Source organism: Pseudomonas frederiksbergensis (assembly GCF_003732665.1).
Lineage (GTDB): Bacteria > Pseudomonadota > Gammaproteobacteria > Pseudomonadales > Pseudomonadaceae > Aquipseudomonas > Aquipseudomonas frederiksbergensis_G.
This window is the reverse complement of sequence record NZ_MOBP01000015.1, coordinates 181742-205947: the sequence shown is the minus strand read 5'-3', so window position 1 is coordinate 205947 and position 24206 is coordinate 181742. Positions and strand designations below refer to the sequence as shown.

At 61.2% G+C, this 24206-nt stretch carries 24 protein-coding genes; all 24 read left to right on the top strand.

The window, feature by feature from the left end:
- The first annotated feature begins 13 nt into the window (after positions 1-13).
- Positions 14-1489 carry a sigma-54 dependent transcriptional regulator gene (locus BK665_RS24730; RefSeq protein ID WP_054049316.1) on the top strand — a complete coding sequence of 492 codons (1476 nt, stop codon included), beginning with the start codon at positions 14-16 and terminating at the stop codon, positions 1487-1489.
- 128 nt (positions 1490-1617) lie between these two features.
- Positions 1618-2811, top strand: coding sequence for a sensor histidine kinase (locus BK665_RS24725; protein ID WP_185076630.1), 1194 nt, complete (start codon positions 1618-1620; stop codon positions 2809-2811).
- A 5-nt stretch (positions 2812-2816) separates the two neighbouring features.
- On the top strand, positions 2817-4196 hold the full coding sequence (locus BK665_RS24720) for a sigma-54-dependent transcriptional regulator (protein WP_123409189.1): 1380 nt from the start codon (positions 2817-2819) through the stop codon (positions 4194-4196).
- 228 nt (positions 4197-4424) lie between these two features.
- Positions 4425-4754, top strand: coding sequence for a flagellar hook-basal body complex protein FliE (gene fliE / locus BK665_RS24710; protein ID WP_054049322.1), 330 nt, complete (start codon positions 4425-4427; stop codon positions 4752-4754).
- Positions 4755-4769: 15 nt separating this feature from the next.
- Positions 4770-6557 carry a flagellar basal-body MS-ring/collar protein FliF gene (gene fliF, locus BK665_RS24705; RefSeq protein WP_123409187.1) on the top strand — a complete coding sequence of 596 codons (1788 nt, stop codon included), beginning with the start codon at positions 4770-4772 and terminating at the stop codon, positions 6555-6557.
- Positions 6550-7569 carry a flagellar motor switch protein FliG gene (fliG, locus tag BK665_RS24700; protein WP_054049327.1) on the top strand — a complete coding sequence of 340 codons (1020 nt, stop codon included), beginning with the start codon at positions 6550-6552 and terminating at the stop codon, positions 7567-7569. Before fliF ends, fliG begins: the two co-directional genes overlap by 8 nt.
- A gap of 7 nt (positions 7570-7576) precedes the next feature.
- Positions 7577-8395, top strand: coding sequence for a flagellar assembly protein FliH (gene fliH, locus BK665_RS24695; RefSeq protein WP_123409186.1), 819 nt, complete (start codon positions 7577-7579; stop codon positions 8393-8395).
- Entirely contained in the window at positions 8385-9743 is a 1359-nt protein-coding gene (fliI, locus tag BK665_RS24690) for a flagellar protein export ATPase FliI (RefSeq protein WP_123409185.1), read from the top strand. The genes fliH and fliI overlap by 11 nt, the downstream gene beginning before the upstream one ends.
- 6 nt (positions 9744-9749) lie before the next feature.
- Positions 9750-10199: a flagellar export protein FliJ gene (fliJ, locus tag BK665_RS24685; RefSeq protein WP_123409184.1), complete on the top strand. Its 450-nt coding sequence runs from the start codon at positions 9750-9752 to the stop codon at positions 10197-10199.
- 217 nt (positions 10200-10416) lie between these two features.
- The gene (locus tag BK665_RS24680) at positions 10417-10722 is read left to right on the top strand and encodes an STAS domain-containing protein (protein ID WP_123409183.1); all 306 of its coding nucleotides are present in this window, start codon (positions 10417-10419) and stop codon (positions 10720-10722) included.
- A gap of 5 nt (positions 10723-10727) precedes the next feature.
- Positions 10728-12434 (top strand): fused response regulator/phosphatase, encoded by a 1707-nt coding sequence (locus BK665_RS24675; protein WP_123409245.1) that lies wholly within the window; start codon positions 10728-10730, stop codon positions 12432-12434.
- Positions 12435-12465: 31 nt separating this feature from the next.
- Positions 12466-12813 (top strand): Hpt domain-containing protein, encoded by a 348-nt coding sequence (locus BK665_RS24670; RefSeq protein WP_123409182.1) that lies wholly within the window; start codon positions 12466-12468, stop codon positions 12811-12813.
- Between the two features lie 105 nt (positions 12814-12918).
- Positions 12919-14289, top strand: a complete 1371-nt coding sequence (locus tag BK665_RS24665; protein WP_123409181.1) for a flagellar hook-length control protein FliK — start codon at positions 12919-12921, stop codon at positions 14287-14289.
- A gap of 225 nt (positions 14290-14514) precedes the next feature.
- Positions 14515-15021, top strand: coding sequence for a flagellar basal body-associated protein FliL (gene fliL, locus BK665_RS24660; RefSeq protein WP_123409180.1), 507 nt, complete (start codon positions 14515-14517; stop codon positions 15019-15021).
- Between the two features lie 9 nt (positions 15022-15030).
- The gene (gene fliM / locus BK665_RS24655) at positions 15031-15999 is read left to right on the top strand and encodes a flagellar motor switch protein FliM (RefSeq protein WP_123409179.1); all 969 of its coding nucleotides are present in this window, start codon (positions 15031-15033) and stop codon (positions 15997-15999) included.
- A gap of 63 nt (positions 16000-16062) precedes the next feature.
- Positions 16063-16521, top strand: a complete 459-nt coding sequence (gene fliN, locus BK665_RS24650; protein ID WP_123409178.1) for a flagellar motor switch protein FliN — start codon at positions 16063-16065, stop codon at positions 16519-16521.
- Positions 16522-16968, top strand: a complete 447-nt coding sequence (fliO, locus tag BK665_RS24645; RefSeq protein WP_123409177.1) for a flagellar biosynthetic protein FliO — start codon at positions 16522-16524, stop codon at positions 16966-16968.
- Positions 16968-17726, top strand: a complete 759-nt coding sequence (fliP, locus tag BK665_RS24640) for a flagellar type III secretion system pore protein FliP (RefSeq protein ID WP_123409176.1) — start codon at positions 16968-16970, stop codon at positions 17724-17726. Before fliO ends, fliP begins: the two co-directional genes overlap by 1 nt.
- On the top strand, positions 17723-17992 hold the full coding sequence (gene fliQ, locus BK665_RS24635) for a flagellar biosynthesis protein FliQ (protein WP_123409175.1): 270 nt from the start codon (positions 17723-17725) through the stop codon (positions 17990-17992). Before fliP ends, fliQ begins: the two co-directional genes overlap by 4 nt.
- A 3-nt stretch (positions 17993-17995) precedes the next feature.
- Entirely contained in the window at positions 17996-18778 is a 783-nt protein-coding gene (gene fliR / locus BK665_RS24630) for a flagellar biosynthetic protein FliR (RefSeq protein ID WP_123409174.1), read from the top strand.
- A 3-nt stretch (positions 18779-18781) separates the two neighbouring features.
- Entirely contained in the window at positions 18782-19921 is a 1140-nt protein-coding gene (flhB, locus tag BK665_RS24625) for a flagellar biosynthesis protein FlhB (protein ID WP_123409173.1), read from the top strand.
- Positions 19922-20183: 262 nt separating this feature from the next.
- Positions 20184-20387, top strand: coding sequence for a cold-shock protein (locus tag BK665_RS24620; protein ID WP_123409172.1), 204 nt, complete (start codon positions 20184-20186; stop codon positions 20385-20387).
- A gap of 339 nt (positions 20388-20726) precedes the next feature.
- Complete coding sequence (gene flhA / locus BK665_RS24610; protein WP_123409171.1) at positions 20727-22856, top strand: flagellar biosynthesis protein FlhA; 2130 nt, start codon at positions 20727-20729, stop codon at positions 22854-22856.
- Positions 22857-22867: 11 nt separating this feature from the next.
- Positions 22868-24202 (top strand): flagellar biosynthesis GTPase FlhF, encoded by a 1335-nt coding sequence (flhF, locus tag BK665_RS24605; protein WP_123409170.1) that lies wholly within the window; start codon positions 22868-22870, stop codon positions 24200-24202.
- Positions 24203-24206: the final 4 nt, after the last annotated feature.

Here is a 24206-nt window from a genome sequence, read left to right as displayed (position 1 = left end):
AAGTTGCTATTGCATGTGGCGTGAAACCAAAATTCTGCTGATTGATGACGATAGCGTCCGTCGCCGCGATTTAGCGGTGATTTTAAATTTTCTCGGTGAAGAAAATTTACCCTGCGGCAGCCATGACTGGCAGCAGGCGGTCGGCTCGTTGTCATCAAGTCGTGAAGTCATTTGCGTACTAATCGGGACAGTCAGTGCTCCTGGTGCGCTTTTGGGCCTGTTAAAGACACTCTCAACCTGGGATGAGTTCCTTCCGGTTTTGTTAATGGGCGATAATTCCTCCGTTGACCTGCCTGAAGACCAGCGTCGCCGAGTGCTTTCGACGCTCGAAATGCCCCCCAGCTACAGCAAATTGCTCGACTCCCTGCACCGTGCCCAGGTCTATCGCGAGATGTACGACCAGGCCCGCGAGCGCGGTCGTCACCGTGAACCCAATCTGTTCCGCAGCCTCGTCGGCACCAGCCGGGCGATCCAGCACGTGCGCCAGATGATGCAGCAAGTGGCCGACACCGATGCCAGCGTGCTGATCCTCGGCGAGTCCGGCACCGGCAAGGAAGTGGTCGCGCGCAACCTGCACTACCACTCCAAGCGGCGTGACGCGCCGTTCGTGCCGGTCAACTGCGGCGCGATCCCGGCCGAGTTGCTGGAAAGCGAACTGTTCGGCCACGAGAAGGGCGCCTTCACCGGGGCAATCACCAGCCGCGCCGGGCGTTTCGAGCTGGCCAATGGCGGCACCCTGTTCCTCGACGAAATCGGCGACATGCCGTTGCCGATGCAAGTCAAGCTGCTGCGGGTTCTGCAAGAGCGCACCTTCGAGCGCGTGGGCAGCAACAAAACCCAGAGCGCCGATGTGCGGATCATCGCGGCGACCCACAAGAATCTCGAAAGCATGATCGAGATCGGCGCCTTCCGCGAAGATCTCTACTATCGCCTGAACGTGTTCCCGATCGAGATGGCGCCATTGCGCGAACGTGTCGAGGACATCCCGCTGCTGATGAACGAGTTGATCTCGCGCATGGAGCACGAGAAGCGTGGTTCGATCCGGTTCAACTCGGCGGCGATCATGTCCCTGTGCCGTCACGGCTGGCCGGGCAACGTCCGCGAGCTGGCCAACCTGGTGGAGCGCATGGCGATCATGCATCCGTACGGGGTGATCGGCGTGGTCGAGCTGCCGAAGAAATTCCGCTACGTCGATGATGAAGACGAGCAACTGGTCGACAGCCTGCGCAGCGATCTGGAAGAACGGGTGGCCATCAATGGACACACCCCGGACTTCAGCGCCAATGCGCTGCTGCCGCCCGAAGGCCTGGACTTGAAGGACTACCTCGGTGGTCTGGAACAAGGCCTGATTCAACAGGCGCTGGATGATGCCAATGGCATCGTCGCCCGCGCTGCCGAACGCCTGCGTATTCGTCGCACCACCCTGGTGGAAAAGATGCGCAAGTACGGTATGAGTCGTCGTGATGGTGATGAACAGGCGGATGATTGACGCCTGTTTTTCAAGTCCTTCATTTATAGGCGGTTTTTTTTAGGCACGGGTATTGCTACATCCCTCGCAACGTTCCGTTTCACTGACGGTCAGCCAAGCGAGAGAGCACGATGCCCCAAGCCGCCCAGATGTCTTCTGCCCCTGACGCTCCGGGGCAACCGTCGTCCGTAGAGCAGGCAAGCCGACTCGGCCTCGAGCAGGCGTTTGCCCTGTTCAACCAGATGTCGAGCCAATTGACTGACTCCTACAGCATGCTCGAAGCCCGGGTCACCGAGCTCAAGGGCGAGCTGGCGGTGGTCAGTGCTCAGCGCATGCAGGAACTGGCGGAAAAAGAACGTCTGGCCAACCGTCTGCAAAACCTCCTGGATCTGTTACCCGGTGGCGTTATCGTCATCGACGCCCACGGCATGGTGCGCGAAGCCAACCCGGCGGCCTGCGAACTGCTTGGTCTGCCCCTCGAAGGCGAGTTGTGGCGCCAGGTGATTGCCCGCTGCTTTGCCCCCCGTGAAGACGACGGTCATGAAATCTCCCTCAAAGACGGTCGGCGCCTGTCGATTGCCACCCGTTCGCTGGATGCCGAGCCCGGTCAGTTGGTATTGCTCAACGACCTGACGGAGACCCGGCAACTGCAAGGTCAACTGGCCCGCCACGAGCGCCTGTCGTCCCTGGGGCGCATGGTCGCCTCGCTGGCTCATCAGATTCGCACACCGCTGTCCGCCGCGTTGCTGTACGCCAGTCATTTGACTGAGCAGGAGCTGCCGGTCGCCACCCAGCAACGCTTCGCCGGGCGCTTGAAAGAACGCCTGCACGAACTGGAGCACCAGGTGCGTGACATGCTGGTATTCGCCCGCGGCGAACTGCCGCTGACCAATCGTGTTACCCCCAAAGAACTCATGCAATCGCTGCAAGCGGCGGCGCTGACCCATGTCCAGGAGCTGCCGATTCGCTGGCAGTGCGACAGTCATGCCGGGGAGTTGCTGTGCAACCGCGACACCCTGGTCGGCGCCATCCTGAATTTGATCGAGAACGCGATTCAGGCCAGTAACGGCGACGTGCGCCTGAAGGTTCACCTCTATACCCGTGGCAACAACTTGCGCCTGTCTGTCAGCGACAGCGGCAGCGGTATCGACGACGTGGTGCTGGCGCGCCTGGGCGAGCCGTTTTTCACCACGAAAACCACCGGTACTGGCCTGGGCCTGACCGTGGTCAAGGCAGTGGCCCGCGCCCATCAGGGAGAATTGCACTTGCGCTCGCGGCTCGGTCGCGGCACCTGTGCGCTGGTGTCCCTGCCGTTGTTTTCCAGCGCATCGGATGCGGAGTGAAGGACATGGCAATCAAGGTTTTACTGGTCGAGGATGACCGCGCGCTACGGGAGGCACTGGCCGATACGCTGCTGCTCGCGGGGCACGATTACAAGGCTGTCGGTTCGGCTGAGGAAGCGCTGGCGGCGGTGGGCATCGAGGCGTTCAACCTCGTCGTCAGTGACGTCAACATGCCAGGTATGGACGGGCACCAGTTGCTCAGTTTGCTGCGGGCCCGCCAGCCGCAATTGCCGGTGCTGTTGATGACCGCGCACGGCGCGGTGGAGCGCGCCGTCGATGCCATGCGCCAGGGCGCGGCGGATTATCTGGTCAAACCGTTCGAGCCCAAGGCCTTGCTCGATCTGGTAGCGCGTCATGCGTTGGGCAGTCTCGGCGCCACCGACGGTGAAGGGCCGATTGCTTTCGAGCCGGCCAGTGCGCAATTGCTTGAATTGGCGGCGCGGGTCGCACGCAGCGATTCGACCGTGTTGATTTCCGGCGAGTCCGGCACCGGCAAGGAAGTGCTGGCGCGCTACATCCACCAGCATTCCCACCGCGCCAGCCAACCGTTCATCGCGATCAACTGCGCGGCGATCCCGGACAACATGCTCGAGGCCACGCTGTTCGGCCACGAGAAAGGCTCGTTCACCGGCGCCATCGCGGCCCAGGCCGGTAAGTTTGAGCAAGCCGATGGCGGGACCATCCTGCTCGACGAAATTTCCGAAATGCCCATGGGCTTACAGGCCAAGCTGTTGCGGGTGTTGCAAGAGCGGGAAGTGGAGCGGGTCGGCGCACGCAAGCCCATCAGTCTGGATATCCGCGTCGTTGCCACCACCAACCGTGACCTGGCGGGTGAAGTGGCGGCGGGACGCTTCCGTGAAGACCTTTACTATCGCTTGTCGGTGTTCCCCCTGGCCTGGCGTCCGTTGCGCGAGCGCACCGCCGACATCCTGCCGCTGGCCGAGCGTCTTTTGGCCAAACACGTCAATAAAATGAAGCATGCGGCGGCCAGACTGTCCCCCGAGGCCCAGGCGTGCCTGATCGGTTATCCGTGGCCGGGCAATGTGCGGGAGCTGGATAACGCCATTCAGCGTGCACTGATTCTGCAGCAGGGCGGGTTGATCCAGCCCCAGGATTTCTGCCTGTCGGGCCCCGTCGCTTGTGCGCCGTTGCCGGCGTTGACGCCAGTGCGAGTCGTGGAGGTCGAGGCCGAATCCGCCAGCGCCCTGGGCGATGACCTGCGCCGCCACGAGTTCCAGATGATCATCGACACCCTGCGATCCGAGCGTGGCCGACGCAAGGAAGCCGCCGAACGCCTGGGCATCAGCCCCCGCACCTTGCGCTACAAACTCGCGCAAATGCGCGATGCCGGCATGGATGTCGAAGCTTATCTGTTTGCCACCTGATCAAACTGTGGGAGCGGGCTTGCTCGCGAAGAGGGCGTGTCAGTCGACATCATTGCTGAATGACACACCGCTTTCGCGAGCAAGCCCGCTCCCACAATGTTTTGTAGTCATCCAGGCCCTGAGCGGCTTTTGTGAAACAAGCCCCCGGAGCTGGCACCCTTGTTGCTAACACCTCAGTACCCGCCGAGTGAGTGTCAAAAAATTGCGGGTCGCCAGAGAGAGTAGATCATGAGCCAAGGTATTGAATTCAATCGATTGATGTTGGACATGCGCTCCATGCAAATGGATGCCATGTCGGCACCTAAATCGACTGCCGCCGTTCCTGAACTGGGGGGCAGCAGTTTTGCCGATATGCTCGGTCAGGCCGTCAATAAAGTGAACGACACCCAGCAAGCGTCGAATCAGCTGTCCAGTGCCTTTGAAATTGGCAAGAGCGGCGTTGATCTGACGGATGTAATGATTTCTTCGCAGAAGGCCAGTGTGTCTTTCCAGGCGTTGACCCAGGTGCGTAACAAGCTGGTTCAGGCTTACCAAGACATCATGCAGATGCCGGTTTAAGGACGAGATTGAGTCATGGCAGAAGCAGTCGCCGATAATGTTCCGGCCAAGGCCACCCCAGTAGACGGCAAACCGCCGCTGTTCGGGTTGTCCTTCCTGGAAAACCTCTCCGAGATGACCATGTTGCGTCAGGTGGGCCTGTTGGTCGGCCTGGCTGCGAGCGTGGCGATTGGCTTTGCCGTGGTGTTGTGGTCGCAGCAGCCGGACTACCGGCCTCTGTACGGCAGTCTTGCCGGTATGGACGCCAAGCAGGTCATGGAAACCCTGGCCGCCGCTGACATTCCTTATACCGTTGAACCGAATTCCGGTGCCTTGCTGGTCAAGGCCGATGATGTGTCCCGTGCGCGACTCAAGCTCGCGGCCGCTGGTGTCACTCCCAGCGATGGCAACATCGGTTTTGAAATCCTCGACAAGGACCAGGGCCTGGGCACCAGCCAGTTCATGGAAGCGACCCGTTATCGTCGCGGCCTCGAAGGTGAACTGGCGCGCACCATCTCCAGCCTGAACAACGTCAAGGGCGCCCGCGTCCATTTGGCGATTCCGAAAAGCTCGGTGTTCGTGCGCGATGAGCGCAAGCCAAGTGCGTCGATTCTGGTGGAACTGTATTCCGGCCGCTCCCTTGAGCCAGGCCAGGTACTGGCGATCATCAACCTGGTCGCCACCAGCGTGCCTGAGCTGAGCAAATCGCAGATCACCGTCGTCGACCAGAAGGGCAACCTGCTGTCGGATCAGGCGGAGAACTCCGAACTGACCATGGCCGGCAAGCAATTCGATTACAGCCGCCGCATGGAAAGCATGCTCACCCAGCGTGTGCACAACATTCTGCAACCGGTACTGGGCAACGACCGCTATAAAGCCGAAGTGTCGGCCGACGTGGATTTCAGTGCCGTCGAATCGACCTCCGAGCAGTTCAACCCGGATCAACCGGCGCTGCGCAGCGAGCAATCGACGTCTGAACAACGCACCGCCAGCAATGGCCCGCAAGGCGTGCCGGGTGCTCTGAGCAACCAGCCACCGTCGCCAGCCTCGGCGCCGCAAACCACCGGTGGCGCTACTGCTTCGGCCGGCATGGTGCAGCCAGGTCAGCCGTTGCTCGATGCCAATGGTCAGCAAATCATGGACCCGGCCACCGGGCAGCCTATGCTTGCACCGTACCCGGCGGACAAGCGTCAACAATCCACCAAGAACTTCGAGCTTGATCGCTCCATCAGCCACACCAAGCAGCAACAGGGCCGTTTGAATCGCCTGTCGGTGTCGGTGGTGGTGGATGACCAGGTCAAGATCAACGCGGCCAACGGGGAAACCACCCGTGCGCCGTGGAGCGCCGACGAATTGGCGCGCTTCACTCGCCTGGTGCAGGACGCCGTTGGTTTCGACGCCAGCCGTGGCGACAGCGTCAGCGTGATCAACATGCCGTTCTCCGCCGAACGCGGCGAAGTGATTGCCGATATTCCGTTCTACTCCCAGCCTTGGTTCTGGGACATCGTCAAGCAAGTGCTGGGTGTGTTGTTCATCCTGGTGCTGGTGTTCGGTGTGCTGCGCCCGGTGCTCAACAACATCACCGGTGGCGGCAAAGGCAAACAACTGGCTGGCTTGGGCAGCGACGTAGAGTTGGGTGGCATGGGCGGCCTGGACGGCGAACTGGCCAACGACCGCGTCAGCCTGGGCGGGCCGCAAAGCATCCTGTTGCCGAGCCCGAGCGAAGGCTATGACGCACAGTTGAATGCAATCAAGAGTCTGGTGGCAGAAGATCCGGGTCGTGTGGCCCAGGTCGTGAAAGAGTGGATTAACGCAGATGAGTGATAACCGAGCCGCTGTCGCCAAACTGTCCCGGGTCGATAAAGCCGCGATTTTGCTGCTGTCCCTGGGTTCGACCGACGCTGCCCAAGTGCTGCGCCACATGGGGCCTAAAGAGGTCCAGCGTGTGGGCGTGGCCATGGCGCAAATGGGTAACGTGCACCGCGAGCAGGTCGAGCAGGTGATGAGCGAGTTCGTCGAGATCGTCGGCGACCAGACCAGCCTGGGCGTCGGCTCCGACGACTACGTGCGCAAAATGCTCACCCAGGCCCTGGGCGAAGACAAGGCCAACGGCCTGATCGACCGCATCCTGCTGGGCGGCAACACCAGCGGCCTCGACAGCCTGAAGTGGATGGAACCACGCGCCGTCGCCGACGTGATCCGTTACGAGCACCCACAGATCCAGGCGATCGTCGTGGCGTACCTCGACCCGGACCAGGCCGGTGAAGTACTCGGGAACTTCGACCACAAGGTGCGCCTGGACATCATCCTGCGCGTCTCGTCGTTGAACACCGTGCAGCCAGCGGCCCTGAAAGAACTCAACCAGATTCTCGAGAAGCAGTTCTCCGGCAACTCGAATGCCTCGCGCACCACCCTGGGTGGTATCAAGCGTGCGGCCGACATCATGAACTTCCTCGACAGCTCGATCGAAGGTCAGCTCATGGACTCGATCCGCGAAGTCGACGAAGACCTGTCCGGTCAGATCGAAGACCTCATGTTCGTGTTCAACAACCTGTCCGATGTCGACGACCGTGGCATCCAGGCGTTGCTGCGCGAAGTGTCTTCCGACGTGCTGGTGCTGGCCCTCAAGGGTTCGGACGAAGGCGTCAAGGAAAAGATCTTCAAGAACATGTCCAAACGAGCGGCCGAACTGTTGCGCGACGACCTCGAGGCCAAAGGCCCGGTGCGTGTCAGCGACGTGGAAACCGCGCAGAAAGAAATCCTCACCATTGCCCGCCGTATGGCCGAAGCCGGAGAAATTGTTCTCGGTGGGAAGGGTGGCGAAGAGATGATCTAAGGTCACTATGTCGTCCAAACATGATGAGTCCAACACCGACCTGATCCGTGGCAAAGGGGTCAGCGGTTTCGACGTGTGGTCGTTGCCCAGCTTCGACCCGCATGTGCCGGAGCCCGAGCCGGAACCCGAGCCCGAACCGCCGGAAATGGAAGAAGTGCCGCTGGAAGAAGTCCAGCCACTGACCCTGGAAGAACTCGAAAGCATCCGTCAGGAGGCCTACAACGAAGGCTTCGCCACGGGTGAAAAAGAAGGTTTTCACAGCACTACGCTCAAGGTTCGTCAGGAAGCTGACGTAGCGCTGTCGGCCAAGATTGCCGGCCTGGAACAGCTGATGGCCAACCTGTTCGAGCCGATCGCCGAGCAGGACTCCCAGATCGAAAAGTCCCTGGTTGATCTCGTGCAGCACATCACCAAACAGGTGATTCAGCGCGAACTGGCCATCGATTCCACTCAGATCGAAAGCGTCATGCGTGAAGCCCTCAAGCTGTTGCCGCTGGGCGTGGGCAATGTGCGGCTGTACATCAATCCCCAGGATTTCGAACAGGTCAAAGCCCTGCGCGAGCGCCATGAAGAAACCTGGCGCATCGTCGAGGACGAAGCGCTGTTGCCCGGTGGTTGCCGGGTCGAAACCGAACACAGCCGCATCGACGCCACCGTCGAAACCCGCGTTACCCGGGTCATGGATAAGCTCTTCGACCAATTGCACGAACAAGCCCTGCACCCGGCCGAGCCGGACATGAGCCTTGAGCTGCCCGTCGAGTCCAAGCCTGCGGCCGAACCGCAAGCCGAGCTGCCGCCAGAACCGGACACCCCCGATGCGCCTTGATCGCACCAGTTTCGCCAAGCGCCTGGGCAGTTATGCCGAGGCCACGGAACTGGCCGGTGCGCCGATCCTCGAAGGACGCCTGCTGCGCATGGTCGGCCTGACCCTCGAAGCCGAAGGTTTGCGCGCCGCCATGGGCAGCCGCTGCATGGTCATCAACGACGACAGTTATCACCCGGTGCAGGTCGAAGCCGAAGTCATGGGCTTCTCCGGCAGCAAGGTGTTCCTGATGCCGGTCGGCAGCGTCGCGGGTATTGCCCCCGGCGCGCGCGTGGTGCCGATGGCCGATACCGGGCGTTTGCCGATGGGCATGAGCATGCTCGGGCGGGTGCTCGACGGTGCCGGTCGCGCACTCGACGGCAAGGGCGGGATGAAGGCTGAAGACTGGGTGCCGATGGACGGCCCGACGATCAACCCGCTCAAGCGTCACCCGATCAGCGAGCCGCTGGACGTGGGCATTCGCAGCATCAACGGTTTGTTGACGGTCGGTCGCGGTCAGCGTCTGGGCCTGTTCGCCGGTACGGGTGTGGGTAAGTCGGTGTTGCTGGGCATGATGACCCGCTTCACCGAGGCCGACATCATCGTGGTCGGGCTGATTGGTGAGCGGGGTCGAGAAGTTAAAGAGTTCATCGAGCATATCCTCGGTGAGGAAGGGCTCAAGCGCTCGGTGGTCGTCGCCTCCCCGGCGGATGATGCGCCGCTGATGCGTTTGCGCGCGGCGATGTACTGCACGCGCATCGCCGAATATTTCCGCGACAAGGGCAAGAACGTCCTGTTGCTCATGGATTCCCTGACCCGTTTCGCTCAGGCCCAGCGGGAAATCGCCCTGGCCATCGGCGAGCCGCCAGCCACCAAGGGCTATCCGCCGTCGGTGTTCGCCAAGTTGCCGAAACTGGTGGAACGGGCCGGTAACGCCGAGAAGGGCGGCGGTTCGATTACCGCGTTCTACACCGTGTTGTCCGAAGGCGATGACCAGCAAGACCCGATCGCGGATGCCGCACGGGGCGTGCTCGACGGCCACATCGTGCTGTCCCGGCGCCTGGCCGAGGAAGGGCATTACCCGGCCATCGACATCGAAGCGTCCATCAGCCGGGTCATGCCATCGGTGGTCACGCCGGAACACATGATGCGCGCCCAGTACTTCAAGCAGTTATGGTCGCGGTATCAGCAGAGTCGCGACTTGATCAGCGTCGGCGCCTATGTGGCCGGTGGTGATCGGGAAACCGACCTGGCCATCTCCCTGCAACCGCAACTGGTCAAATACCTGCGTCAGGGGCTCAACGACAAAATCAGCCTGGGCGAAAGCGAAGCCTACCTCGGCACGATCTTCGCCCCAGCGGCCGGCGGCTAATCGGCCATGGCCCAGACTCGCGCAGGGCGCCTGGCACCGGTGGTCGAAATGGCTGAAAAAGCCGAGAAAACCGCGGTCCAGCGTTTGGGGCATTTCCAGGGCCAGGTGCGCCTGGCGCAAAGCAAGCTCGACGACCTTGAAGCGTTTCGCCTCGACTACCAGGAGCAATGGATCGTGCGCGGCAGCAGTGGCGTGTCCGGCCAGTGGTTGCTGGGTTATCAGGGCTTCCTGGCACAACTGGGCACGGCCATCGATCAGCAGCGACAGAGCCTGGTCTGGCATCAAAACAATCTGAACAAGGCGCGTGACGCCTGGCAGCAGGCGTTTGCCCGGGTCGAAGGCTTGCGCAAACTGGTCCAGCGCTACATGGACGAGGCGCGCAGGCTCGAAGACCGGCGTGAGCAGAAGTTGCTGGATGAGTTGTCCCAGAGGTTGCCGCGCCAGGATCCGTATTGAGTCAGTTGGACCGCGTTATCGTTCTTCGCGAGCAAGCCCGCTCCCACATTCGATCTCCGGCACGACGAAGATCCCCTGTGGGAGCGGGCTTGCTCGCGAAGAGGCCCTCACATTCATCAAATCTTTTGACGAACCACTGACATCTCCCGCCTTGCCGCCGCCCCCGCCAAGTGCTAAACCTTGTACACACGTTGTTCAATGACAAGGAAGCCGTTAAATGTCAGTCGTTACAGAAGTCTCCCCAGATGGGCAAAAGCTGACGATTTCGATCAAGGGACGATTCGATTTTGCCAAGCATCAGGAATTTCGCGAGTCCTACGAAAAACTCGAGCCCAAACCCGGATCCTTTGAAGTGAACCTGAAGGATGCCACTTATCTCGACAGCTCCGCGCTCGGCATGTTGTTGCTGTTGCGCGATCACGCCGGTGGCGAGGACGCCGATATCTCGTTGACCCATGCCAACGCCGACGTGCGCAAGATCCTGGCGATCTCCAACTTCGAACAAATCTTCGACGTGGCGTGATCGCCGTGCAGTCGTTGTTTGAACCGCTGACGATCCTGATCGCCGAAGACAGCGCGGCTGATCGCATGCTGTTGTCGAGTATTGTCCGGCGTCAGGGCCATCAGGTGCTGACGGCGGCCAACGGTGCCGAAGCGGTTGAAGCGTTCCGCGAGCAACGACCGCAACTGGTGTTGATGGACGCCATGATGCCGGTGATGGACGGTTTCGAGGCGGCGCAGCAGATCAAGGCACTGGCCGGGGAAACACTGGTGCCGATCATCTTTTTGACCTCGCTGACCGAAAGCGAAGCCCTGGCCCGTTGTCTGGAGGCCGGCGGCGACGACTTTCTGGCGAAGCCCTACAACCAGGTGATCCTTGCCGCCAAGATCAAGGCGATGGACCGCTTGCGCCGCTTGCAGGCCACCGTGCTCGATCAGCGTGACCAGATTGCCAGGCACCACGAGTACTTGCTCAACGAGCAGCGGGTGGCCAAGGCTGTGTTCGACAAGGTTGCCCACTCCGGTTGCCTGAACGCGCCGAATATCCGCTACCTGCAATCGCCTTACGCGCTGTTCAACGGTGATCTGCTGCTGGCGGCGTTTACCCCGGCCGGCGACATGCACGTCTTGCTCGGCGACTTCACCGGCCATGGCTTGCCGGCCGCCGTCGGCGCCATGCCCCTGGCTGAAGTGTTCTACGGCATGACCGCCAAGGGCTACGGCTTGCCCGAAACCCTGCGGGAGATGAACGCCAAGCTCAAGCGCATCCTGCCGGTGGATATGTTCTGTTGCGCGACCCTGCTGTGCCTGAGCTTCCAGCGCCGTTCGGTGGAAGTCTGGAATGGCGGCATGCCCGACGGTTACCTGCACAGCAATGCCACCGGCGAGCGCACGCCGCTGCGGGCGCGGCACTTGCCATTGGGTGTGTTGAGCCCGACCACCTTCAACGATCGCACGGAAGTGTTTCCGATGGCGGTCGATGATCGGGTGTTCCTGATGTCCGACGGGGTGATCGATACCTGCGATGCCAACGAGCAATTGTTCGGCGTGGAGCGCCTGGAGCAGGTGTTTGCCGCCAATCGCCGGCCAGACGCATTGTTCGAGGAGATCGAGCAGGCCCTGCGGGATTTCCGTGGCGAGTTCCGCGACGATGTGAGCATGGTCGAGGTCCGGCTGCTGGATCCGGCGCAGTTGAGCCCGCCGGCCCTGGTGTATTCCGACAGCGGCCAGTCGTGCCCGCTGGACTGGTCGGTGAGTTTCGAGTTTCGCGCCGCCACCCTTAAACGCTTCAACCCGCTGCCGTATCTATTGCAATTGCTGCTGGAAGTCCACGGCCTGCGGGCGCAAAGCGGCGCGTTGTATAGCGTGTTGGCCGAGTTGTATTCCAACGCCCTGGAGCACGGCGTGCTGGGCCTGGATTCAAGCCTCAAGCGCGATGCCTCGGGATTTGCGCGTTATTATCAGGAGCGCAATACCCGTCTGGACCAATTGCAGGACGGTTACGTGCGCTTGCATTTGCAGGTCACGCCGAAGGGCGAGGGCGGTTGCCTGTCGATTCGGGTCGACGACAGCGGCAAGGGCTTCGATGTGGCGCGGGTGATGGAGCGGCCGGTGGATGGCGTCCGTCTGTCCGGACGCGGTGTCGGTTTGATCCGTCAATTGAGCCGCAAGGCCAGTTGGTCAGACGATGGTCGTAGTGCGCACGTGGAGTTTTATTGGGAGGCTCTGGCATAATCCCGCGAATTCTTGATCAAGGAGTGAACAAGTGGCTGACACACATCTGGATCGCGACGTGCTGAGCGCGTTGCAAGAAGTGATGGAGGACGAGTATCCGACCTTGCTGGATACCTTCATCGCCGACTCCGAAGAGCGTTTGCGTGTACTGCGAAAGGCAGACGACGCCGCGCAACTCATGAATGCGGCCCACAGTTTCAAAGGCAGCAGCAGCAACATGGGCGCCATTCGCCTGGCTGAGCTGTGCAATGAGCTGGAGCAGCGCGCCAAGCAAAAAAGCCTCGCCGGTATCGAAAAACTGGTCGGGGAAATCGACGGCGAATTTGCCATCGTCCGCCCGCTCTACGAAGCGGAGCGCCAGCGTTCCCTGGCCGAGTAGCGCGACCGTCCGGCGCTCCAAGCGACTATTGAGCAAACCTGGCTCGACCTTTGCAGTTATCCCGGTCAACTGTACAAACGATCCCAGTGCAGCGGAGACCGCGTCATGCCCGTTACCCCCAATTCGCTTCTTCAGGCCACTGCAAAGGCCAAGCCTCAAGCCACCCCGGCCAACAACCCGGTGGTGGCCGCTGAGCCTGGGGATAAGGCCTCCAGCTTCGCCAACGTCTTCGCCAATCAGGCCCAGAAAAAGCCTGCGGTATTGGCTGACGCACCGCTCAAACCGGCACGGGACAAGACCCCTGACAGCCCTGCCAAAAAGGACGTCGGCAAGGATAAGCCTGCCGCTGCGGACCCGGCCGTTGCCGATAGCGGCAAATCCTTGCCCGCCGACAAACCGGCAGCAGCATCGACCGATGACAAAAGCGCCGACGATAGCGACGCGCAGACAGATACCCCGGTCGCCGCCGACACCCCGCCAGTTGACCCGACGCTGGACCCGGCCCTGATGCAAGTGGCTCAGCCAGCGACTCCCGCGCCGGCGCCGGAAACGCCGCCCGTGGTGACCACCGCGCAACCGCAAGTCGAAGCGACCGTTGCCGCCGCCGTGACTGTGCCGACGCCAGCCCCGGCGACCACCGACACCGATTTCGATCCCGAGGCCGACCCGCTCGATGCGCTGCCAGCTCTGCGCATGGCCATGGAGCAGAGCGGTCACGTCTCCGCCTCCAGCCAGGCCCAGCCCAAGGCGACGCCGGCCCAGGCCTCCGCCGATGGCGACCTGACCTCGGCACAGAATTTCGCCGCTGGCATGGCGACCATGCTCGATGTGAAGGCCGATAAGGACAGCACCAGCCAGGGCGGTGGTGAAAAGGCCTTTAGTGGCTTGCTCAATGACGGCCTCAAGGACCTGACGTCCGCCAGCAGCGATACCCGTGTCGATGATTTCGCCAGTCGTCTGGCGGCGTTGACCCAGGCGGCCACGCCGAAAACCGCCAATGCGCTGCCGGTCAATCAGCCGATCGCCATGCACCAGAGCGGCTGGACCGAAGAAGTGGTCAATCGGGTCATGTACCTGTCCAGCGTCAATCTCAAGGCGGCGGACATTCAGTTGCAACCGGCCGAATTGGGGCGCCTGGATATTCGGGTGAACATGGTCCCGGACCAGCAGACCCAAGTGACTTTCATGAGCGCCCACCCGAGCGTGCGCGAAGCACTGGACGGGCAAATGCATCGCCTGCGTGACATGTTCGCCCAGCAGGGCATGGGCCAGGTCGACGTCAACGTCTCCGACCAGTCCCGTGGCTGGCAGGGTCAGGGCCAGGAACAGCAAGCGCAACAAGGGCAGGGCGGTCGTACCAGCGCCAGCGGTGGCCGTGTGGATGCCATGGACGATGAGATCGTGCCGACCGTCGCGGAAATCGCGGCCAGCACCACCAGCGTCATCGGTTCCAGCGCCGTCGACTACTACGCCTGATCCAACACACATCACTCCTGTGGGAGCGGGCTTGCTCGCGAATACGATTTAACATTCAACATTTATGTCGACTGTCATACCGCTTTCGCGAGCAAGCCCGCTCCCACATTGGATCTGCGCTCGCCGATCCATCACCGTCTACATAGCCCTCCACACTTCTGGCATAACACTTGCTCTTGCCTTGCCGTGCGACTGTGAAAACCTGAATAGTGACGGATTATTGGCATGGCGAAGAGCGAAGCAGCAGCAGTGGTTAAAGACCCTGCAACCAAAGGCAAACTCAAGCTGATCATTGCGATCGTGCTGGCAGTGCTGCTGGCGATCGGCTTGTCCGTGGGGGCCACCTGGTACTTCATGCACAGCGCCCAGAGCAAACCTGCGGTCGCGGCCGAGACGGCCCCGAGCGGCAAGCAACCGGCGATTTTCGAACCGATGGCGCCGGCCTTCGTCGCCAACTACAACCAGAACGGTCGCCCGCGCTACATGCAGGTGAGCATCACCATGCTCGGCCGCAACCAGGCGGATCTGGAAGCACTCAAGGTGCACATGCCGGTCATCCGCAATAACCTCGTCATGCTGTTCTCGGGCCAGGACTTCGCTACGCTGGCGACGCCGGTCGGCCAGGAAATGCTGCGCCAGAAGGCCACCGCCAGCGTCCAGGAAGTGGCGCAGAAAGAGCTCGGCAAAGTGGTGATCGAACAGTTGCTTTTCACTAATTTCGTACTGCAGTAGGAACACGACATGGCCGTGCAAGACCTGCTGTCCCAGGATGAGATCGATGCGCTGCTGCATGGCGTCGACGATGGTCTGGTACAGACCGATACCGCCGCCGAACCCGGCAGTGTCAAAAGTTATGACCTGACCAGCCAGGACCGGATCGTCCGCGGACGCATGCCGACCTTGGAAATGATCAACGAACGTTTCGCCCGCTACACCCGCATCAGCATGTTCAACATGTTGCGCCGCTCGGCGGACGTTGCCGTCGGTGGCGTGCAGGTAATGAAGTTCGGCGAATACGTGCACTCGCTGTACGTGCCGACCAGCCTCAACCTGGTCAAGATCAAACCGTTGCGCGGCACCGCGCTGTTCATCCTCGACGCCAAACTGGTGTTCAAGCTGGTGGACAACTTCTTCGGCGGCGATGGCCGTCACGCGAAGATCGAAGGGCGTGAATTCACCCCCACCGAGCTGCGTGTGGTGCGCATGGTGCTGGAGCAGGCCTTCATCGATTTGAAGGAAGCCTGGCAGGCGATCATGGAAGTGAACTTCGAGTACATCAACTCGGAAGTGAACCCGGCCATGGCCAACATCGTCGGCCCGAGCGAAGCGATCGTGGTGTCCACGTTCCACATCGAACTCGATGGCGGTGGCGGCGACCTGCACGTGACCATGCCGTACTCGATGATCGAGCCGGTGCGCGAAATGCTCGACGCCGGCTTCCAGTCGGACCTCGATGACCAGGACGAGCGCTGGGTCAACGCCCTGCGCCAGGACGTGCTGGACGTGGACGTGCCGATCGGTGCTACGGTGGCCCGTCGTCAACTGCGCCTGCGAGACATCCTGCACATGCAGCCGGGGGACATCATCCCGGTCGAGATGCCGGAAGAAATGATCATGCGCGCCAACGGCGTGCCTGCGTTCAAGGTCAAGATGGGCTCGCACAAAGGCAACCTCGCGTTGCAGGTGATCGAGCCGATCGAGCGCCGCTAACCGGCGCTTAACTCCCCCATTTAACACTGGCCGCTTCTCAGAGCTGCCCGCCGAGGACAAACGATGAACGACGATATGAACGCCCAGGACGACCAGGCACTGGCTGATGAATGGGCTGCCGCGCTGGAAGAAACCGGTGATGCCGGCCAGGACGATATCGATGCGCTGCTGGCTGCCGATACCGGTAGCTCGGCGTCCAACCGTCTGCCGATGGAAGAATTCGGCAGCGTGCCGAAAAACAACGAACCGGTGACCCTGGACGGCCCGAACCTGGACGTCATCCTCGACATCCCGGTGTCGATTTCCATGGAAGTGGGCAGCACCGACATCAACATCCGTAACCTGCTGCAACTCAACCAGGGTTCGGTGATCGAGCTTGATCGCCTGGCCGGCGAACCGCTGGACGTGCTGGTCAACGGCACGCTCATCGCCCACGGCGAAGTGGTTGTGGTCAACGAGAAGTTCGGCATCCGCCTGACCGACGTGATCAGCCCAAGTGAACGCATCAAGAAGCTGCGCTAAGTGAACAAGGTTCTGGGGTTGTTGCTGGCGCTGCCGTTCAGCGCCTTGGCGGCTGAACCGGTGGCCACGACGGCGGCGGCCGTTGCACCGGCGGTCAACAGCGGTGTGGCCGGGCAATTGACGCAATTGGTGTTCGGCCTGTTGTTTGTGCTGGCGTTGATCTTTTTCCTCGCCTGGCTGTTGCGCCGGGTCCAGCAGGCCGGGCCGGCGGGCAAGGGGCAGGTGATCGAGATCATCGGTTCCCGGGCGCTGGGTCCCCGTGACCGGCTGATGCTGGTGCAGGTCGGCAACGAACAGATCCTGCTCGGCCTGAGCCCCGGCACCATCACCGCGCTGCATGTGCTCAAGGAGCCGGTGCACGTGCCGAGCACCACGGAAAAATCGACCCCGGAATTTGCCCAGCGCCTCATGGAACTGTTGGGCAAGGATCAGAAGGATAAGAAGTAATGGGTGCGCTCCGCATCGTCTTGACGCTGGCCCTGATGCTGGCGGCGCCGTTGGCGCTGGCCGCCGATCCGTTGTCGATTCCGGCCATCACCCTGGGCACCAATGCGCAGGGTGCGCAGGAATACTCGGTCAGCCTGCAAATCCTGCTGATCATGACTGCGCTGAGCTTTATTCCGGCGTTTGTCATGCTGATGACCAGCTTCACGCGGATCATCATCGTCTTCTCGATCCTGCGCCAGGCCCTGGGCCTGCAACAGACGCCATCGAACCAGATCCTCACCGGCATGGCGCTGTTCCTGACCCTGTTCATCATGGCGCCGGTGTTCGACCGGGTGAACAACGATGCCTTGCAACCGTACCTGGCGGAGAAGCTCACCGCCCAGGACGCCGTGCTCAAGGCGCAAGTGCCGATCAAGGACTTCATGCTGGCCCAGACCCGCACCAGCGATCTGGAGCTGTTCATGCGCTTGTCCAAGCGCACTGACATCGCCACGCCGGATCAGGCGCCGTTGACCATCCTGGTGCCGGCGTTCGTCACCTCGGAACTGAAAACCGCGTTCCAGATCGGTTTCATGATTTTCATCCCGTTCCTGATCATCGATCTGGTCGTGGCCAGTGTGCTGATGGCGATGGGGATGATGATGCTGTCGCCGCTGATCATTTCCCTGCCGTTCAAGATCATGCTGTTCGTGCTCGTCGATGGCTGGGCGTTGATCATCGGTACATTGGCCAGCAGTTTCGGAGGTGTTTCGCCATGACGCCAGAAGTCGCCGTAGACATCTTTCGGGACGCGCTGTGGCTGACCACGATGATGGTGGCGGTGCTGGTGATTCCGAGTCTGTTGGTGGGGCTGTTGGTGGCGATGTTCCAGGCCGCGACCCAGATCAACGAACAGACCTTGAGCTTCCTGCCGCGCCTGCTGGTGATGCTGGTGACGCTGATTGTCGCCGGCCCGTGGCTGGTGCAGACCTTCATGGAATACATCCTGCGGTTGTACGGCAATATTCCCATGGTCATCGGCTAAGCCATGTCGCTGCTGCAACTGACCGATACCCAGATCAGCACCTGGGTGGCGACGTTCATGTTGCCGCTGTTTCGCGTCGGTACGCTGCTGATGGTCATGCCGATCTTCGGCACGACCCTGGTGCCCCGGCGGGTGCGGGCGTATCTGGCCCTGGCGATCACGGTGGTGATTACGCCGGCACTGCCGCCCATGCCGCCCGTCAATCCTCTGGACCTCAGCGGACTGCTGCTGATCGGGGAGCAGATCCTCATCGGCGCGGTGCTCGGTTTCTCCTTGCAGTTGTTCTTCCAGGCGTTTGTCATCGCCGGGCAGATTGTCGCGATCCAGATGGGCATGGGCTTCGCGTCCATGGTCGACCCCACCAACGGCGTGTCGGTGGCGGTGATCGGGCAGTTCTTCACCATGCTGGTAACGCTGATGTTCCTGGGGATGAACGGCCATCTGGTGGTGTTCGAAGTCCTCACCGAAAGCTTTACCACGTTGCCGGTCGGCAGCGGCTTCATGGTCAATCATTTCTGGGAGCTGGCCGGCAAGCTCGGCTGGGTCCTGGGGGCGGCGCTGGTGCTGGTGTTGCCGGCGATCACCGCGCTGCTGGTGGTCAACATCGCGTTTGGCGTGATGACCCGGGCGGCGCCGCAACTGAACATCTTCTCCATCGGTTTTCCACTGACCCTGGTGCTCGGCATGTTCATTCTCTGGGTCAGCCTGGGGGACATCCTCAACCAGTATCAACCCATGGCCGTCGAGGCCTTGCAGTTTTTACGCGAACTGGCACAGGCGCGCTGAGTCATGGCTGAGAGCGAAAGCGGTCAAGACAAAACAGAAGACCCCACGGACAAGCGCAAGAAAGACTCCCGCGACAAAGGCGAGGTGGCGCGCTCCAAGGAACTCAACACCCTGGCGATCATGCTGGTCGGTGCCAGTGCGTTGCTGATTTTCGGCGGTGCCTTGGCCCAGGACATGATGGAGCTGATGCGCATCAACTTCAGCCTGCCACGGGAAGTGATCATGGATCAGAAGTCCATGGCCAACTACCTGCTGCACTCCGGGCAAATCGGTTTGTGGGCGATCCAGCCGATCATGATTTCACTGGTGCTGGCGGCGATCATCGGCCCGATTTCTTTGGGTGGCTGGCTGTTTGCGTTCGGTTCCCTGGCACCGAAGTTCAGTCGGATGAGCCCGCTCAGTGGCCTCAAACGGATGTTTTCCACCAAGGCCCTGGTGGAGTTGCTCAAGGCATTTGCCAAGTTCATCATCGTCCTGTTCGTGGCGCTGGCGGTGCTGTCCTCGGACATCGACGACTTGCAGCGCATCGCCCATGAACCGCTGGAGCTGGCGATCATTCACAGCCTGCAAGTGGTGGGCTGGAGCACCTTGTGGATGGCCTGCGGCCTGATCATCATCGCCGCCGTCGACGTGCCGGTGCAGTTGTGGGAAAGCCACAAGAAACTGCTGATGACCAAGCAGGAAGTGCGCGATGAGCACAAGGACTCGGAGGGGCGGCCGGAGGTCAAGCAACGCATTCGTCAGCTCCAGCGCGAGATGTCCCAACGGCGGATGATGGCGGCGATCCCGGATGCCGACGTGGTCATCACCAACCCGACTCACTACGCCGTGGCCCTCAAGTACGACCCCGAGAAGGGCGGCGCGCCGATGCTGATCGCCAAGGGCAGCGACTTCCTGGCCTTGAAAATCCGCGAAATCGCCGTGGCCAACGAAGTGCTGCTACTCGAATCGCCAGCCCTGGCGCGTTCGATCTACTACTCCACCGAACTCGACCAGGAAATCCCTGGCGGCCTGTACCTGGCAGTCGCCCAGGTCCTGGCCTACGTCTACCAGATCCGCCAGCACCGCGCCGGCAAAGGCAAACGCCCGGATCCGCTCAAAGACGACCTGCCGATCCCGCCGGATCTTCGCCGCGACTCCTGACCACACCCCAAAACCTGTGGGAGCGAGCTTGCTCGCGAAGAGGCCGTGTCAGTCGATGGAAATGTCGCCTGACACACCGCTTTCGCGAGCAAGTCGAATCGTCGCACCGCCGCTCCCACAAGAGGGTGGTTGGTCCCCGGCCGTTAGTCCGAAACAGAGCGGAACCTGTCAACTTTGACAGTAGGCAGCGTTGGGTCCTTGTTGTTTTATCGTCGTAAGGGCACAACAAGCGTGCCTTTTCGGTCATTCAAGGAGAAGGGTCATGGCTACTGGTACGGTTAAGTGGTTCAACGAATCAAAGGGGTTTGGTTTTATCGCGCCGGATGACGGGTCGGCAGAAGTTCCTGTGCACTATTCGGCGATTGCTAGTGATGGTTATAGAGCTTTGACGGAGGGCCAGAGGGTCAGCTTTGAGGTAACTCCGGGGCCCAACGGGCCGAATGCTGCCAATGTTCAGCCGCTTTGATTTCTTCGAATAGGTTCAACCTCGAAAAGCCGAGAAAGCCTGGCTTTGCAACCTGTGGGAGCGGGCTTGCTCGCGAAGAGGTCATGTCAGTCAATAGAGATGTCGACTGACACACCGCTTTCGCGAGCAAGCCCGCTCCCACATTGATCGTTCTCGGCCACAGAATCGTTGTGAAAACACGGTCTCCTGTAGACGCTGCCGAACTGCGATCTTTTGATCCTGCGCGCTTGCACCCACCTCTATTTCCTGCCCCGGCAAAAGTTGGAAGGCTTCTTGCAGTAGCCGCTCTGCGCCTGCTTCAGGCGTCAAAAGTTTGCTTTAAAGGAACGGGGAAAACCGGTGGATCGCTCTCAGTTAATCAACAGTGCTCGCACAAACGTCGCCGACTTGAGTCGGGGCAATCTGGGTGTGCCGCTGTTGCTGCTGGTCATGCTGGCCATGATGATGTTGCCGGTGCCGCCGTTCCTGCTGGACGTGTTCTTCACGTTCAACATCGCCTTGTCGATCGTCGTGCTGTTGGTCTGCGTCTACGCCTTGCGGCCACTGGATTTCGCGGTGTTCCCGACGATTTTGCTGGTGGCGACGCTGATGCGCCTGGCACTGAACGTGGCCTCCACGCGGGTGGTGATGCTCCACGGTCAGGAAGGGCATGCCGCCGCCGGTAAGGTGATCCAGGCCTTCGGTGAGGTGGTGATCGGCGGTAACTACGTGGTCGGTATCGTGGTCTTCGCGATTTTGATGATCATCAACTTCGTCGTGGTGACCAAGGGTGCCGGGCGGATTTCCGAGGTGAGCGCACGTTTCACCCTCGACGCCATGCCCGGCAAACAGATGGCCATCGACGCCGACCTGAACGCCGGCCTGATCGATCAGAACCAAGCCAAATTGCGCCGCATGGAAGTCGCCCAGGAAGCCGAGTTCTACGGTTCCATGGACGGTGCCAGCAAGTTTGTGCGCGGTGACGCCATCGCCGGCCTGCTGATTCTGTTCATCAACCTGATCGGCGGCATGGCCGTCGGTATCTTCCAGCACGGCATGAGCTTCGGCGATGCCGGCAAGGTTTACGCGTTGCTGACCATCGGTGACGGTTTGGTGGCGCAATTGCCATCACTGTTGTTATCCACAGCAGCGGCGATCATGGTGACCCGTGCTTCCGGCTCGGAAGACATGGGCAAACAGATCGGTCGCCAGATGTTCGCCTCGCCCAAAGCGTTGGCCGTCGCGGCAGGTTTGATGGCAGTGATGGGCCTGGTGCCCGGCATGCCGCACTTCTCGTTTCTCAGCATGGCGGCCCTGGCCGGCGGCGGCGCCTACCTGTTCTGGAAGAAGCAGAGCGTGGTCAAGGTCCAGGCCCTGCAAGAGGTCAAGCGTCAACAAGAGCTGCTGCCATCTCCGGCCCGCGCCCAGGAAACCAAGGAATTGGGCTGGGACGACGTGACCCCGATCGACATGATCGGCCTGGAAGTGGGCTATCGCCTGATTCCGCTGGTGGATCGCAACCAGGGTGGTCAGTTGCTGGCGCGGATCAAGGGTGTGCGCAAGAAGCTGTCCCAGGACCTGGGCTTCCTGATGCCGACTGTGCACATTCGTGACAACCTCGACCTGGCGCCGAGCGCCTACCGGCTGACCCTCATGGGCGTGATCCTCGCTGAAGCGGAGATTTACCCGGACCGCGAGCTGGCGATCAACCCTGGCCAGGTCTACGGCACGCTCAACGGCATTACCGCCAAAGATCCGGCTTTTGGCCTGGAGGCGGTCTGGATCGAAATCAGCCAGCGCGCCCAGGCCCAGTCCCTGGGATACACCGTGGTCGATGCCAGTACGGTGGTGGCAACCCACTTGAACCAGATTCTGTACAAGCACTCCAGTGAGCTGATTGGCCACGAAGAAGTGCAGCAACTCATGCAATTGCTGGCCAAAAGCTCGCCGAAACTGGCTGAAGAGCTGGTGCCGGGTGTGGTGTCGCTGTCGCAACTGCTCAAGGTCTTGCAGGCGCTGCTCGCCGAACAAGTGCCGGTGCGCGACATTCGCAGCATCGCCGAGGCCATCGCCAACAATGCCGCCAAGAGTCAAGATACTGCCGCGCTGGTGGCCGCGGTGCGCGTCGGCGTAAGCCGCGCAATCGTCCAAAGCATTGTAGGGACTGAGTCGGAGCTGCCAGTTATCACCTTGGAGCCAAGGTTGGAACAGATATTGCTCAATAGTCTTCAGAAGGCAGGACAAGGCTCGGAAGAGGGCGTTCTGCTGGAGCCAAGCATGGCAGAGAAGCTGCAACGTTCGTTGATCGATGCGGCACAGCGTCAAGAGATGCAAGGTCAACCGGTGATTCTGCTGGTAGCCGGTCCGGTTCGCGCGATGCTCTCGCGATTCGGCAGGCTGGCAGTCCCGGGTTTGCACGTGTTGGCGTATCAGGAAATCCCTGACAACAAGCAAGTGACCATCGTTGCGACAGTAGGGCCCAACGGCTGAGGTAGTGGTTTATGCAAGTTAAGCGTTTTTTCGCCGCCGATATGCGTCAGGCCATGAAACTGGTTCGTGATGAGCTGGGCGCTGACGCGGCCATTATTGGCAACCGCCGGATCGCCGGCGGTGTCGAGCTGACGGCTGCCCTGGATTACAAACTGTCGGCGCTGGCCCCGCGCGTTCCGAACATGGAACTCGAGGATGAGCTGCGCAAGACCCAGTCGCGTATCGTCACCGCCCAGGCCGAACTGAGCCTGCGCGGCGAAGGCGAAACCGACGGAGACAAGACTACCAATCGCCAGTTGTTCGCCGGCCTGCCGTTGACCGCCGCCGAGCCGCTGATCGAACCGACTTATAGCGAACCTCGTCGTGCAGCGCCGGCCCCAGCGCCTGCCGCCGGCGGTGTTGATCCGCGGGCTTTCGATTCGATGCGCTTCGAGCTCAACAGCCTGCGCGAACTGATGGAAGTGCAGCTCGGCTCCCTGGCCTGGAATCAGCTGCAAGGCAGCCGTCCGGCCCAGGCCAACCTGTGGCGTCGCCTGCAACGCATCGGCTTGTCCGGCCCGTTGTCCCGGGACCTGCTGGCGCTGATTACCGATATTGAAGAACCCCGTCAGGCCTGGCGCATGTTGCTGGCGCACCTGGCGCGGATGATTGCCACACCGGAAGTCGAACCACTGGAAGAGGGCGGCGTGATTGCCATGGTCGGCCCCGCCGGCATGGGCAAGACCACCACCCTGGCCAAGCTCGCGGCCCGTTACGTGCTCAAGTACGGCGCGCAGAACATCGCGCTGGTGAGCATGGACAGCTACCGTATTGGCGCTCAGGAACAATTGAAAACGTTGGGTCGCATTCTTAACGTGTCGGTGACCCACGTCGATCCGGGCCAGTCCCTGGTGCAGGCGCTGGATCCGTTGCTGCGCAAACGCGTGATTCTGATCGATACCGCCGGCCTTCAGGCCAGTGACCCGGCCCTGCGCATGCAGCTCGAAAGCCTGGCCGGTCGCGGGATCCGATCGAAAAATTATCTGGTCCTGGCAACCACCAGCCAGAAACAGGTTCTAACCGCCGCTTATCACAGTTACAAGCGGTGTGGGCTGGCCGGCTGCATCCTGACTAAACTGGATGAAACGGCGAGTCTGGGCGAGGTGTTGAGCCTGGCCATCAGTCATGAATTGCCGGTGGCTTACCTCACCGATGGCCCGCGCATTCCAGATGATTTGCATCTGCCGCGGCGTCACCAGTTGGTCAGTCGCGCGGTCAGCGTGCAAATGCAGGAAGAACCCAGCGAAGAAGCCATGGCTGACATGTTCGCTGATATTTACCACAGCCCGACCAAGCAGGTTGGCTGAGGTA